The sequence below is a fragment of the Streptomyces sp. NWU339 genome (assembly GCF_003143855.1).
In the GTDB taxonomy this organism is placed as follows: Bacteria; Actinomycetota; Actinomycetes; order Streptomycetales; family Streptomycetaceae; genus Streptomyces.
The window spans coordinates 1-14198 of the sequence record NZ_QFRK01000108.1 but is presented as its reverse complement, the minus strand read 5'-3'; the positions used below and the strand labels follow the sequence as shown (position 1 = coordinate 14198).

General features: G+C 67.1%; 6 protein-coding genes and 2 pseudogenes. 4 read left to right on the top strand and 4 right to left on the bottom strand.

Going from position 1 to position 14198, the window contains the following annotated elements; translation table 11 throughout:
* The 3 genes and pseudogenes from DIZ27_RS43115 to DIZ27_RS49120 all read left to right on the top strand — a co-directional run.
* Nucleotides 1-784 (top strand): helicase associated domain-containing protein (locus DIZ27_RS43115; RefSeq protein ID WP_181383999.1); only part of this gene is annotated, 784 nt, incomplete at its 5' end.
* 192 nt (nt 785-976) lie between these two features.
* A pseudogene (locus DIZ27_RS43110) lies at nt 977-1616 on the top strand (helicase associated domain-containing protein); the annotation flags it as partial.
* Nucleotides 1617-1754: pseudogene (locus DIZ27_RS49120) on the top strand (transposase); the annotation flags it as partial.
* 242 nt (nt 1755-1996) lie between these two features.
* On the opposite strand, the gene DIZ27_RS48225 reads toward DIZ27_RS49120, so the two are convergent.
* From DIZ27_RS48225 to DIZ27_RS43095, 3 genes are all read right to left on the bottom strand, one after another.
* Nucleotides 1997-2278, bottom strand: a complete 282-nt coding sequence (locus DIZ27_RS48225) for a hypothetical protein (protein ID WP_146229131.1) — start codon at nt 2276-2278, stop codon at nt 1997-1999.
* A 399-nt stretch (nt 2279-2677) separates the two neighbouring features.
* Complete coding sequence (locus DIZ27_RS45430; RefSeq protein WP_146229130.1) at nt 2678-3316, bottom strand: hypothetical protein; 639 nt, start codon at nt 3314-3316, stop codon at nt 2678-2680.
* A gap of 90 nt (nt 3317-3406) precedes the next feature.
* Nucleotides 3407-11182: a DNRLRE domain-containing protein gene (locus tag DIZ27_RS43095; protein ID WP_258308878.1), complete on the bottom strand. Its 7776-nt coding sequence runs from the start codon at nt 11180-11182 to the stop codon at nt 3407-3409.
* Nucleotides 11183-12538: 1356 nt separating this feature from the next.
* Between DIZ27_RS43095 and DIZ27_RS43090 the strand changes: the two genes are divergently transcribed.
* Nucleotides 12539-13024, top strand: a complete 486-nt coding sequence (locus DIZ27_RS43090) for a hypothetical protein (RefSeq protein ID WP_258308877.1) — start codon at nt 12539-12541, stop codon at nt 13022-13024.
* 207 nt (nt 13025-13231) lie between these two features.
* On the opposite strand, the gene DIZ27_RS43085 is transcribed toward DIZ27_RS43090, so the two are convergent.
* A partial coding sequence (locus tag DIZ27_RS43085) for an ISAs1 family transposase (protein WP_109383731.1) occupies nt 13232-14198 on the bottom strand: 967 nt, incomplete at its 5' end.

The following is a 14198-nucleotide window of genomic DNA, read 5'->3' as shown; positions in this document are numbered from 1 at the left end:
CACCCGCACCCGGCCCCTCAGCCCGTACGCCGAGACCGCGCTCGAACACGCCCGCAGCTACACAGCCGCGCACGGCAGTCTGGCAACGCCGTACTGCGCCGTCCACGACGGCTTCCCCCTGGGGCCCTGGCTGGCCCGGCAACGCCTCCTGGCCCAGAACACGAACACCCCCTACGCCCTCCACCACGCCCTGACCACACTCGACCCCTGGTGGAACCCGCCCTGGCCCATGCGCTGGCAGCGCGCCTACCACCACGCCCGCACCACCACGACCACCACCAACTCCTGGGCATCCGCCCAACGCGCCGCATGGCACCGGCTACACCCGCAACAGCGCACGCTCCTCACGGACATCGGCATCACCCCGGAAATGCGGGAACCCGCACGGCGCCGCGAAGCGACCCGCTCCTACCCGCCAAGCCCAGGCCTGGCCCACGCCCACGCCTGGGCCGAGGAGACTGGCCACCTCTGCGTCCCCAAAAGCACGCACCATGACGGGTTCCCTCTGGGGGTCTGGCTGATCCAACAACGCCGCAAAGCCGGCCAACGCCGCCTCTCCCCCGCCACCCTGCACACCCTCAACACCATCGACCCCTGGTGGAACCCGCCCTGGCCCTACCACTGGCACCGCACCTACCACCAAGCCCGCGAGCATCACCACACAGGCCAGCCCACTCCCCCCGCCCTCCAGCAGTGGGCCGATATCCAACGCACCCGGTGGGACATCCTCCACCCCCAGCAGCACCACCTCCTCACCACCATCGACATCCACCCGAATCCGTGACCTCATCCGTCGACTTCTCAAGTAGCGGCCCGATCCACCTGCACGCCACCCAGGCAAACTGCACAACCCAAGGCCAGGAACCTGCAGGACCCCTGCCAGGCCACCCTCGGCAACACCATCAACACCACAAAACGAAGACGACAACTGAGAAAACCCCAGCTCAGAACACACCCACTGCGCATAAAAAACGACCCGCGACAGGTGTGGGGTGAGGGCGAGGCGATGGTGCCCGTCGGGCAGCACATGGCCAACCTCCGCAGAAAAGGCGGCCTGGGCAAGGACCCGCGGCGGGCCGCGGCGCGCGCGGCAGCTGGCCGCGATCGACGAGGACTGGAACTGTCCGTGGCCGCTGGACTGGCAACGCCACCACCGCATCCTCGCCGACCTGGTCGACGCCGACGGTGTACTGCCCGACATCGCCCCCGGGGTGCTGATGGACGGCGACGACATCGGACGGTGGCTTCAGCGGCAGAAACAGCCGGGCACCTGGAAGCTGCTGTCCACCGAACAGCAGGAACGGCTCTCCGCGCTGGGCGTCAAGCCCGCCCAGGCCCCCTCTCCGACCCCGGCGACGAGGCGTGCAGCGAAGGGGCCGAGCAAAGCTCAGGCGGCGTTCCAACGCGGCCTGACAGCCCTCGCCCAATGGGTGGAACGCGAGGGCGCTCACCGGCCCGTGCCGCGGGGGCACAGCGAAAAGATCACAGTCGACGGCGAGACGGAGCCGGTAGTCGTCAAGCTGGGTGTGTGGGTCTCGAACACCAAGTCGAGGCGCGACAAGCTCGACTCCGGGCAGCAGGCCGCCCTCGCCGAACTCGGCGTTGAGTGGGCGTAGATCCGTAGGCCCCGCTGGGACGCGGTCGAACTCGTGTGGCCATCGGGCCGGCCAGTGACCGAGGTCGCGCGGGAACTCGGGGTCAGTCCGGAGTCGCTGCGGGGCTGGGTGAAGGAAGGCCCGCCCCGCCCCCCAGACACCGGATCGGGCCCCGATGCCGCGGAGGCGGGGCGGACCGCCGATCGAACCCCTACCGAATCCGGAGCGGTTCACCCGCCTCCCGGCGGATCGTGTAGCCGTACCCCTTGTCCGGGTTCGTGTCGAAGTACAGCTTCGGGCGGTCGCCCGCCTCCTCGACCTGCAGCAGCGTGGACGCGGAGCCGTCCGAGAAGGATCCTGCGGCGGCGAAGCTCAGCTCGATGGTGCCGCTGCGGTCGTCGTCACCGCGCAGGTTCTACTCCCCCCCGCCCGGAGAGGTTTCCCTGTCCGGGCGGGGGGTCGATGAAGCTGAGCTCGATGGCGCTCCGTGGAATGCCCGACATCGTGAACGTGCCGTCGTCGGCGAAGTCGACCCGGCCGCCGCCGGTGCCCTTCCAGACCTCGGCGACCTCCTGTGCGGTCAGCTCGCCCGACGGCCCGGTACAGGCCTCCAGGGCGAACAGGCCACCGAGCAGCAGCACGGGGACGGCGGCGGCTATCGCGCACCCACAAAGTATCTTCACGCCCTGCCTTCCACTTCCTGATCCACACCCCGAGCACACCACCCACCCCACCGGCCAGTGGATCAGAACTCACACAACTGAGACAGCGTCACCCCGCACGGGATAACACCACCACGACAGCGATGCCCCGCGGATCTCTCACCCTCATGACAGTAACCCCACGTCCCTAAACCGCCACCGACCAGCAACAACGCACCCAGGCCCACTGTCTTTCACTCCACTGTCCCGAAACCGAGAGATCGCAGCCGGCCACCAGCTCCTCCAGCGTCCGCTCCACCGCTTCGCAGCCCACCAGCCCACCTCACCATGCGACGCGATCAACTCCGCTACGGCAACGAACCAGCAGCAACCACGGACACGGCCGTCACCTCAGGAGAAACGCACCCAAGCAAGCATGCATCACGCCTGGGCGGCATGCTCGCGGCGCAGTGCGATCCACCGGTCGAAATTCTCGGCGAACGCGTCACCTCGGTCGAGCGACGAGAGCAGCTGCTCGACCCGCTCCCGGGGATTCACGTCTGCCATGAGCACCAGCTCCGACTGCACAGCGCCCCAGCGCCGAATGGACGGCCTCTCGGAAGACTTGATGGCCATCAACAGCTTCTCCCGATCCAGCAGGCGCTGCAGCTTTGGCACGGCCTCAGTCGTGAGGACTTCCGCGAGGATCACTCCGACCTCCGCCCGGTTCTGGTCGCCGAACGCCCAACGGGTCCCGGACTGCCCTGGCGCGCCAGGCGTGTGAGCAGCAGAGTCCGGCGGCATCAAAGAATAAGCTGCCAAAGCCCCGGCCGGATTCGGATCGGGAACACCTGCGGCGATATATTGCCTGTTCAGCCACTGCCAATAGGGCTCCGGAACAATCGAGCAATTCACATGGAAGACTACTGCTCGTGGATCGATGCGCATCGGCGAGAACGACAGGAACGCCGTGTCTCCATCACCAGTGCCGAACCGATATTCCATGCCGTTCTTACGAAACCCGAAGGTCTTCAGTGCAGGCGTCGCATAATCTTTCAGAAAAGAAGAGAGATCTTTCATTTATTCACCAGATTTGATAGCCGGGTCAGTAACGAAGGAAAGGAGGCGAAGGGCCCTTGCGAACACAATATTCGCAAGGGCCCCTCCCCATCAAGCGGCTAGCGCATAACCGAGGGCTGCACCCGCGCCCGTGACCGCTGCTTCAGGACCCATCGCTATCCCACCTGCCACTACTGCGGCTCCTCCGAGGGCGAACAACGGCACCAGGATCGGATCGAATCCGCCGCCGTCCGACATGGGTCTCGTGCCCACACCCGGCTGGTGGACCGTGCCCGGGTAGGTACCGGGACCGGGGCCCGCGGTCGGATTCGGAGTCTGGCCCGCGGCGGCACGTCTCGCGGCAGCCATAGGACTGTTGTTGTAGATCTTTGCAAACCTCTTATTGTTGTTCCTGCCGTAGATCACTGCGCCTTCCTCCGGCCCCATGACCTTGTCCCCATTGCCCACTTCGTAGGGGCCCCCGATCATCCAGCCGAGAACGGCATTCTTGTTCTGAGAGCGCAAACGGTTGACGTACCACTGGGCCTCGGGAACAGCCTTGGCCGAGTCGCCGGCTGACTTGACCTCCCAGACATAGTAGACGTCGGCCTTGGCGTCGTACCCCAGAATGTCTGGGGTTCCGTAGCTGCAGTCCGGCACTGCACTTCCTCGGTTGCCCCGAACCTTTCCTCGGTCACCGTTGCGCGGGTACATGCATTCCTTGTTCGCGCCCTGGATGGGATTCGGTGGAAGCACTTGGAAGTCAGTGGCCCCAATACTCGCGGCCTGCGTTTCGATCTCCAGAATCGCCCGCGCCTGCGCTTGATTGTGACGTGAGGTCTTGTTCCCGTACTTTCCGGGCAGCGCCGCTGCCGCGAAACTCACACTCCAACCGCCGCCGCTGTTCATACTGCACTGCGCGCCGGGTTCCGAGCAATCGGCGGGCCGGTGGCCATCCAATTCGACGAAGGACACCGGGTTACCGCCGGTGAAGGCGTACCGGTTGCCGGTGTACGGGTCGGTGCCGAGGCCCATGTCCGCGAGGGCGCCGTTGTACATGTCGCGGGTGGTGAAGCGGTTCAGGCCCGGGCTGTAGTTGCGGAAGCCCATGTCGTAGGTGCCGGACTGGGAGTCCCAGCGCTTGGAGTTGTAACGGTAGGGGTTGTACGCGCCCTTGGTCGGGTCGTTGGTGTCGGGCTTGTCGATTCCGGTGAACTCGGAGGTGTCGTCAGAGCCGTAGGCGGTGTAGCCGTAGGTGGCCTTGGTGCCACCGTTCTGGTCGGTCAGGGTCTCGACGTCGGTGTGGCTGTTGTAGCCGTAGTAGCCATCTTCGGTCGTGCCGTCGGTGTTGTGCTTGACCTGGGAGAGGCGTTCGCCCCACGGGCTGTACTGATAGGACTTGGTCAGCGCGCCGGCGACCTTCTCGTCGAGAACCTCGCCGGACAGGCCGAGGTAGGTGAAGTCGGTGGTCTTGCCGTCCGCGGTCTTCGACGTGGTGCGGTCGAGCGGGTCGAAGGTGTACGTGGTCGACTTCATCGCGCCGGTGTCGTCCGTCTTCTGGGACTCCACGACGTGGTCGAAGCCGTCGTACACGCTCCGCTCGATAAGCTTTCCGCCGGAGGTCACCGACTGCTGGCGGCCGAAGGGGTCGTAGGTGTAGCCGGCCGTGACGCCTGATGTTGCCGCGGTCAGCAGCCGGTTGCGGTCGTAGTGGTAGGTGGTGCTGGTGCCCTTGACCGTCTGGCTGATGACGTTGGCGTTGTCGTCGTGGACGTAGGTTTCCGTGCCGGCGCCGTTGCCGGTCTTGACGGACTTGGTGAGGCGGCTGGCCGGGTCGTAGGTGTAGTCGGTGGTGGAGTCGAGGTACGCCGTGTGGTTGTCGGCGTTCATCTTCTTCGCGATGTCCTGCGCCTTGTTGCCGTTGGGGTCGTAGGCGTAGGTGTGGGAGGCGACCAGGGTGGTGCCGTCGGCCTTCTTCTCCGTCGTCGACTTGAGTGCGCCGTCGAGGTAGTAGGTGTGGTCGACGGTGTTGTCGTTGGCCTTGGTCTCCTTGAGCTTCTGGCCGCGGTCGGTGTAGGTGTACGACGTCACCTTCGGCGAGGTGTCCGTCGCCGTCTTGCCGACCGAGACCGTCTTGACCAGTTCCCGCAGGTCGTAGGTGTAGGTGGAGTGCTGGCTGGGGTGGGTGACCGTCTCGGGCCGGCCGTTGGGGTCGTAGGTGTACGACGTGGCCGTCTTCGCCGTGCCGGACAGTGCTTCCGTGACCTTCTGGACCTGGTTGAGGCCGGTGTAGGCGACCGTGTAGGCGTCGATCTTCGCCCCGGACGAGGTGTCGTTGATCGAGGTCAGGTTGCCGTTGGCGTCGTAGGCGTAGGTGAAGGTCTTCTTCTCGTTGTCGGTGTCCGCGGAGTTGTCACGGACCAGTTTGACCGCGTCGGCGACCACGGTGCCGGTGCTGTTCTGCTCCAGCTTCAGCTCGGTGTCCTCGCCCCGCTTGAGGGCGTAGTCGCCGAGGCTGACCCAGGTGCCGGGGCCGGCCGTCTGGTCCTTGGTGATGGCCGGTTCGGTGGTCGTGCCGTGGGTGAGCGTGTACTTCGCGGCCGTGGTCGCGCCGGTCACCTCCGGGTACTTCACGTACGCGGTGTACGTGCCGTTCTCGGGAATGTTGAGCGTCCAGGTGAAAGCGTCCGTGCCGGTGCCGGCCGCGTGGGTCTCGTGGTCGTAGCCCTGCTGGCCGGTGATGTCTCCCTTGGTCCAGGTGCCGGTGGAGGTGGTGTGCTGGGTGTCGGAGTTGTCGACCAGGACCACGCTCTTGCCGACCGGGACGCCGTCATCGGAGCGGGACTTGAGCTTGCCGTCGGGGTAGTAGGACCAGCTCATGGTGCGGTTGGAGGAGCCGCCCGCCGACGTCAGCGTGCGGGCCGTCTGCTGGCCCAGGGTGTTGTAGTCGTAGGTGGTGGCGATGTCCCACGGGTCCGTGGAGGCCTTCACCCAGCCGTTGTCGAAGTAGTCGTAGGCGGTGGTGTTGCGGACCGTCTGCCCCTCCGAGGGCGGCAGCGAGGTCGCCTTGACCCGGCCGACCTTGTCGTACTCGGTCTGGGTGTAGACGTTGGGGTCGTTGTGGCGGGTGTCGGCCGGGTCGTAGGGCTGGTACTGCTTGACCGGCCGGTTCAGCGCGTCGTAGGTGGTGCGGGCGGTGAACGCCGTGGTCGTGCCGGCCTCGACGGCCCGCGGGGTGATCACCTTGGTGGTGTTGCCGACCTGGTCGTACTCGTACCGGGTCGTGCGGTAGGTGATCGTCGTGGTGCCGCTGTGCGGGACCTTGACCTCGGTGGTCTTGCCGCGCTCGTCGTAGTCGATGAGCGTGGTGTTGTTCTCCGCGTCCGTGGCCAAGACGACCCGGGAGTCCTTGTCGTAGGCCCGCTTGGTGGTGTTGCCGGCGGCGTCGGTGACCGTGGTGATGCGGTGGTTCAGGTCGTAGGCGGTCTTGGTGGTGTAGTCGGCCGGGTCGGGGGTGGCGTTCTTCTTCGGGTCGATGACCTTGGTGGCGTTGCCGACGGTGTCGTACTCGTAGCTGATCTTGTCGTTGTTCGCGTTGACCACGGAGGTGAGCTGGTAGATCTCGTCGTAGTGGCTGGTGGTGACGTAGTCGGTGGCGTCGGCTGTGGTCAGGGTGCCCTTCGGCTCGGTCGTCGTGATGAGGTTGCCGACCTTGTCGTAGGTGTAGGCCGACTTCCGCTCGTCGGAGGTGGTGGTGTCCTTCGGGGCGGTCGCCGAGGTGATCTGGTCGGTCTCGTCGTACACCGCCGTGGACACCGCCCCGTTGGGCGCCGTGACCGTGGTGACATTGTCGTTGGCGTCGTACACGGGCGCCGGCGTGGTGATCAGCTCGCCCTTTGCCTGGTCCTTCGGCGTGGTGCTGACCAGCGGACGGCCGAAGGTGTCGTACTCCTGTGTGGTCTTCTTGTTCAGCGCGTCGGTGACCTCGCGGACCTGGCCGCGCTCGTCGTAGACGAACAGCGTGGACTCACCCAGCGCGTCGGTGATCGTGGCCGGGTAGCCGGTGGGCCCGAAGTCGCTGTTCGTGGTCGGGTTGCCGTTGGCGTCGGTGGCCTTGGTCAGCTGCCCGTGCCCGTTGTACTCGTACCTGGTCGTGTAGTCGTCCGGGACCGTGGTGGTGGCTACGCCCTTGGGGTCGGTGACCGTGGTCAGGTTGCCGAAGGTGTCGTAGCCGAACCGCCAGGCGTGGCCCTCGGGTGAGGTCTTGCGCCACAGGTCGGCGGCGTAGCCGTCGGCGCGGGTCTGGTACTGGTAGGTGGCGGCGTTGGCCGGCCACTTGGAGGTGTCCGTCACGCAGGCGGTCGCCTGGTCGGGCACGCCCGTCTTGTTGTTCTCCGCGTCACGCTGCCAGAGCGGGTAGCCGGTCTTCTGGTCGTAGCAGTAGGCGGTCTTGGCGCCGTTGGCCTCCTCCAGGTAGGTGACGTTATTGTCCGCGTCCCAGCTCATCTTGGTGGTCTGGGACTTGGCGTTGGTGGTCTGCACCGGGCGGCCGTAGTCGTCCGTCACGTACTGCGTGGCGTGCGACTCGGCGTCGGTGACGGTGGTGTCGGTGAACTTCGCGTTGCCCGCGTCCACCGCGTAGGCGAAGTCGGTGTCGCCGCCGAGGCGGTCGGTGACGGTCTGGGTCCACCAGTGGTGCTTCGGGTTGTCGCCCTCCTTGGGGTAGTAGTACGCCAGGGAGGTGGCGTTGCCGCGCGGGTCGGTCGCCTTGACCAGTTTGACGTTCTTGTTGCCCTGGGTGGCGTCGTAGGTGAACGTGAAGACCTTCGGCTGGGTGGAGCCGTCGCCGTCGGTGAACTGGCCGAGCAGGCCCTTCTCCGTGTAGTAGAAGGTGATCGTGCGGCCCGAGATGTCCGTCATGGACTTCACGTGGTCGTAGATCTTGGAGTTGGTCAGCTTGCTGCCGGTGGCCTTGTTACCCGCGTCGTCGATGTACTCGTAGGACGCGTCACCCTTGCCGTAGTACTCCACCGTCAGCGACTGACGCCCCGCCGGGTCGGTGATGTACTTGAGGAACTTGGTCGGCTTGTTGTTGGACTTGCGCTCCTCGTAAGTGAACGTCTGCGTGTTGCCGTTCTTGTCGACCACCGAGGTCAGGTAGCCGTCGCAGCCGAACAGGAAGCGGGTGCCGTCCGGGCGGGTCAGCGTCCACGCGTCCGGCACCGGATCGGCGGACGGCTTGCAGTCCAGGCCGGATTTCATCGTGACCTGGTAGTGGACACCCGCGGGCGCCTTCCAGCTGCCGTCGGGCTGCTTGCGGAAGACGTGCGTGGTGCCGTCACCGTCCGGCAGGCGGATCTCGGTAGGGTTGGGGTTGGGGTGGAAGTCCAGCGGCGCGCCCAGCCGGATGGGGCCGGCGGCCTGGAAGGACCAGCCGTGGCCGGCCACCGTGTCGGAGGTGTCCAGGCTGTTGTAGGCGAACCGGGCGAACGTGCTCAGGCCGCGTCCGGGGTTGGTGAACGCGTTGTAGGACCAGACGCTGTTACCGGCGGCGAGGTTGTTCATCACCGTCGAGCCGGCGCCGGTGTTCTTGCCGGTGTAGGAGTAGAACTTCTCCAGGCCGAGGGTGTTGGAGGTGGGGTCCTCGACCGCCACGGTCTGCTTCAGGGCGGGGATGCCGCCGGTGCCGGCCGACAGCCAGGAGCCGTCGGAGACCTTGCGGACGTCCCAGCCGAGCACGTACTCGGTGCGCTTGTTGCCGGAAGCCGAGTTGATCGGGGTGGCGACCTTGGCCTGGATGGTGGCCGACTGGCCCGGTGGCAGGGCCGGGATCGCCGTCTTGAGCTGGTTGCCGCCGGTGGTCACGTCCGTGCCGTCGGGCAGCTTCCAGGTGTAGGACAGCTCCCGCTCACCCGCCGCCCAGTTGGAGGACGTGGTGTTGGTGACCGTGAACTGGACCGTGTAGGTGGAGTTCGGGGTCATCCGGGACGGGGTCTGCGGCGCGTAGTAGGTGTCCTCGGTGGTGGAGTCGACGTAGATGACCTGCATGTACGGGCGCAGCTGCGCATCGGGGGCCTCGGCGGAGAGGAACACGGTGCGTTCCTGCGGGCCGGCGGTGGTTTCGTCCTTCAGCTTGACGGCGACGCCCTTGTTGCTGGTGGGGGTGTCCACCCAGCTCTGCATGAGGCTGGTGGCGTCCCACCAGTGGCGGCCGACGTCGGACATGTTGGCCACGGTGTCGGAGACGGTGGCGGAGAAGTCGCCGCCCGCTTTGGTCCAGGGTGTGGTGGAGGTGGCGTTGTTCCAGGTGGCCTGGGTTTCGGAGAAGTCCCGGGTCAGCGGGTGGAGTTCGTAGATCGCGCCGCTGGTGTCGGTGGTGGTCTCCGCGCCCCACATGTACATCTTGTTCTCGAGCACCGTGGCGGTGGTCGGGATGCCGGTGGTGGGGAACTTCAGCACCGCGCGGGTGGTGCCGTAGGTGCCGGAGTTGTTACCGACGCTGAGCCACTTCTGGCCGACTTTCCAGGACTCGATGGTGTCCTGGTTGGTGGTGGGCTGCTGCGAGGAGAGGGTGGTGTCGGTGACGCCGCCCTGGCTACCCTGGATGATCTTCATCGTCCGGCCGGCCTTGGGGATGCCCACCGTGCGGGTCGGGGACCCGAGCAGGTCGCCGTTCTTTGTCTTGACCGCGATCTGGTAGTAGTACGACTTGCCGATCTCCTTCAGGGAGGAGTCGGGGGTGGGGACCGCGGTGGTGTCGGTGTGGGTGGTGGCCGTCTTGTCGACCGGTGCGATCAGGGTGGCCGCGGAGGGGGTGAACGCCTGCCGGGTGGAGCGGTGCAGCTGGTACTCCACGATGTCCAGCCCGCTGTCACCGGTGGTGTTCTTGTACGCCTTCCACGACAGTTCGGGGCCGGTGGAGTGCACCACGGTCGGCGAGTCGAGCGCGGTGCCGACCGTGCCGTAGGTCACCGTCAGCCGCGGGATGCTGGAGGTTTCGCCGCCGTAGGCGCCGTCTCCGGCCTCGTAGCGGGGGCCGCCGAGCGGGCCGTCGGAGGTTTCGTTGCTCGCCTTGAGGATGAAGCCGTGGTTGGTGGTGCCGTTGACCCATTGCTGGACGGTGTCGGTGACCGGGAAATTGTGCCACTGGTTGTACTCGCCCGGGTCCTTGACGATCTGGGCGGGGTTGACCAGGCGGACCGCGTCGGCGATGACGGCGGTCGTGGTGGTGGCCGGCCCGTCACCCAGGACGATCTTGCCGGTGGTGCCCTTGGTGAAGGGCAGCTGTGTGGTGCCCAGCTGGGCCCATACCCCGTTGGTGCCGGCGCTCTGGTCGACGGTGAAGGTCTGGGTGCCGTCCCGGTGGGTCACCGTGTAGGGGGCGTTGGTGGCCCGGTTGGCGGACGGCACGTAGTGGGCCTCGACCCGGTAGGTGCCGGTGTCGGTGATCTTCGGCTGCCAGGTGTAGGTGTCCCCGGCGACCGCGTCCCGGTTGAACCGGTAGTCTCCGCCGATGGCGTACTGGGCCAGCGACGCGGTGGTTACCGGCCAGGCGCCCTTCGCCGCGGTGGTGCCTTCATCGTCGTTGTCGACCTGGACGCTGGTGCCGGACAGTTCACCCACCAGGGCGGAGGTGTTGTTCCAGGTGGCCTGCGCCTCGGTCCACGGGCCGGTCGCCCGGTGGGCGTTGATGGTGACCTTGTTGCCGTTGGTGGTGTGGGTCTGGTCGAAGTAGACGCCCAGCCGGGCGCTGTCGATCTTCGTGTTCGCGGGGATCTCGTCGAGCGGGAACCTGAGCAGGGAGCGGGCCAGGCCCGTGGTGGTCCGGCCGGCCGCGAGTCTCCAGGAGGGGTTGAAGTTCGTCGTCGGCTGGTCCGACAGGACCATGACGTCCTGGGACTGCGAGGGGGTCGGCGCGATCGTGATGGTCGGGTCGATCACCACCGGGTACTGCCGGTCCTTGGCCGCCAGCCACCGCGCGTCCGGGGTGAGCGTCAGCTTCCAGTCCTTGCCGTCGCGCGTCAGCTTCTGCGTGACCTTCGTGCTGTAGGTGCGGCCGTGGACGGAGGTGTCATTCTTCGCGGCGTCCGTCATGTACGGCGCCGGAATCTCCAGCACCGGGGTGTTCGGCAGCTCCCCGTAGAACGCGATCGAGCCGTCCCCCCGCGCCTTCGGCACCAGCCCGTCCGCCTTCAGGGTGAAGGTGAACGCCAGCGGGCCGCCCGGGCGCTCGGCCAGGACGATGTCCTCCTTCACCCGGCCCGGCCCCACCCGATAGGACAGATCCGCGCCATGGAGTGCGTCCCGGTAGGTGACGGTGTCACCCTTGGCGTGCGGCGTCAGGCGTTTACTCTTCGCCCCGTCGAGGCCCAGGGTGACCGCGCCGCCGCCCTGGGTCTCGAACCGCAGCAGCCGGCCGGTATCCGAGCCGAACCAGCTGCGGCCGGTGTTGGCCGTGTTGGCCAGCTCGAAGCCCTTCGCGTCCTTGCCCTCGACCGGGTGCACCGCGGGGTCGATGCTCTTCCACGCCTTCGCCCCCGCCTCCCGGTAGGACGTCGGCGCCGCCGACAGCTCCGCCTCCACCCGGCCGTCGGACAGCTGCCAGAACCGGGCCGACGGGGTGCGGCGGCCCGTCAGCTCCTTGACCCGCTTCGCCTTCGGAGCGTTCTTCCCCTTGGCCAGTTTCTGCCGGTCGGCTATGGGGAGCTTTCCGTACGAGGGCGGCTTCTCCGCCCTTTCTTTTTCGTCTTCCTCGTCCGTGAACCAGCCCGTGATCGTGTCGACAATTCCCTTGCCGTCACTTTCCCCGCCGGACGCGGGCGCGGCAAACGCTATCTGCGGTAGTAGCGTACTCAACACCGCGGAAGCCGCGAGAGTCGCGACCAGCCTTCCCCATCTGGGTCTCACACCAAACCTTTCCCATGCATCGTGTCCAAAAACCACTGAGGACCCCGCCACCAGCAGTGACAGGAAGCCATACGCAGCGGCGCCGGGAGTTCTAATCACCCCGGTGACACGATGTCAAGCGTCCGGGCATTACCGGCACTTGACCCTTTAAGCTGGCACCCGAGGGCGAATCAGCCAGCGGATTGTCCGCTATTTCTGTCCGCTGGACAGGACTCCTCACGGGCATGTACAAACGGTCGGCTCACAAAACGGCGATGACATGTGCGAGGGGACGAATTAATGGGCACCACGGCCTCCGAACCGGCGACGGATCAGCCGCAATCCACGGAAACCACCATGGGAAATCCCGGGGAATTTCCCGACCCGGCAACCGGATCGGCAGCCGATACCGCCGACCGGCGCTCCCTGCGCGCCGGGCTCGTCGGAGGCGGTGCGGTACTGGCCGCCTGCGCCGGGCTGGTCCTCTACGGCGTACTCAACACCAGCGGCAGCGACAGCCAGGCCGAGCAGCGCAGCCCCACCGCTTCGGTGACCTACGAGGTGACCGGCGAGGGCACCGCCGACATCACCTACCAGGGGCGCAGCGAGACCGGACAGGCCACCGTCGTGACGGCAGCCACGCTGCCGTGGCGTGCGACCGTAAAGGTCCCCCTCGGTCAGGACCCGGTCGTCAGCATCGTCCTCGACAAGAAGGGCGGGCAGGCCCGCTGTACCCTCGCCGTGCGTGGCCAGCACGTCCAAAGCGCCACCGCGGCCGGGGAGTTCGGCCGCGCCACCTGTACCGGCACACTGCCCACCCAGGACAAACCGCCCAGCGGATGACCCCCGCCCACCGGAGGCCGCCCCGGCAGGCGGGAACGGCCAACCGCGGTTCTCATCGAGCACGGCACCGGGCAGTTCGCCGGCCTCCCAGCAACGCCGGATGAGGGTGAGGGGTATCGGCGTGCTGAAAGACCCCCGGCGAACAAGGGCCGCAGCGCCGGGCACCCGTTGGTCAGGGTCCCTTGCATGATCAAGATCTGTCCGGGTTCATCCGGTGAGGCCGAGGGCGGCCAGGGGCCTGTGGCAGTCGCGGGCGGTGTGGCGTAGGGCGGCGGCGATGTTGGTGTGGCCGTCCTGGCGGTGGACGCCGATGGCGAGGTTACGCAGGCCGGCCATGACGCGTGGGAGGCGGCCGGTGTGAATCGTGGAGTCGTCCTCGCGGAACGTGCGGTCGCGGACGTGATGCAGAAGATTTTCGATCTTCCAGTGCCCTTTGATCCAGTCGGCGAGCCGGGTGCCGCCGGCGGTGCCGGGCGGCAGGCTGGTGATCAGGTAGGCGCGTTCGATGGTGAGCTTGCCACTGGTGAAGTCCTKCCTCCAGCGGACGACCTGGAGGGCCTGGCGGGCGTCGGGGCAGTCGAGGTGGGCGAAGGCAGCGGTCTTCAGCCGCCGGATCTCCAGGCGGTGGTGGGCCCGGGTGCGGTCGTGGTGGTCGAGCGCGATCTCGCGCCAGGGCAGATGGCGGACGCGGTCGAACAGGCCGGGGTGGTTGGCCTTGACCTGGGCGATGTAGTGGGCACCGCGGTCGCGGAGGTAGCTGCCGTGGGCGTGCTGGGTGTGCAGGGCGTCGGCGGTGATGACCGTGCCGGTCAGGTCGATGCTGTCCAGCAGGGGCTGGAAGGCGGGGATCTCGTTGCTCTTGTCCGCGACCTGACGCTGGGCCAGCACGTGGCCCGCGTGGTCCATCGCGGCGAGCAGGGTGACGTGCGTGGTGGTGGCGGTGCGCGAGCCGCGCAGGGCCTTGCCGTCGACGGCGATCGCCCGCAGCCCGGGACCGGCCGGGGTGGCGCGGGAGGCGAGGAAGGCTCCGATCGCCTGGTCCAGGGCGTCGCCGTCGAGCTGGACGAGGAGACGGCGCAGGGTGTGGGGGTGCGGCACGGACACCGAGCCGGTCAGCGGGTCGGCGGGGAAGCCGAGAGCCCGGCAGGCCCATCCGGGCGCGTCGCTGATCCAT

Excerpts from the sequence above, each read along its gene's own strand:
- DIZ27_RS45430 (WP_146229130.1), bottom strand. The coding sequence starts at position 3,316 with ATGAAAGATCTCTCTTCTTTTCTGAAAGATTATGCGACGCCTGCACTG.
- DIZ27_RS43095 (WP_258308878.1), bottom strand. The coding sequence starts at position 11,182 with ATGGTCCTGTCGGACCAGCCGACGACGAACTTCAACCCCTCCTGGAGA.
- DIZ27_RS43090 (WP_258308877.1), top strand. The coding sequence starts at position 12,539 with ATGGGAAATCCCGGGGAATTTCCCGACCCGGCAACCGGATCGGCAGCC.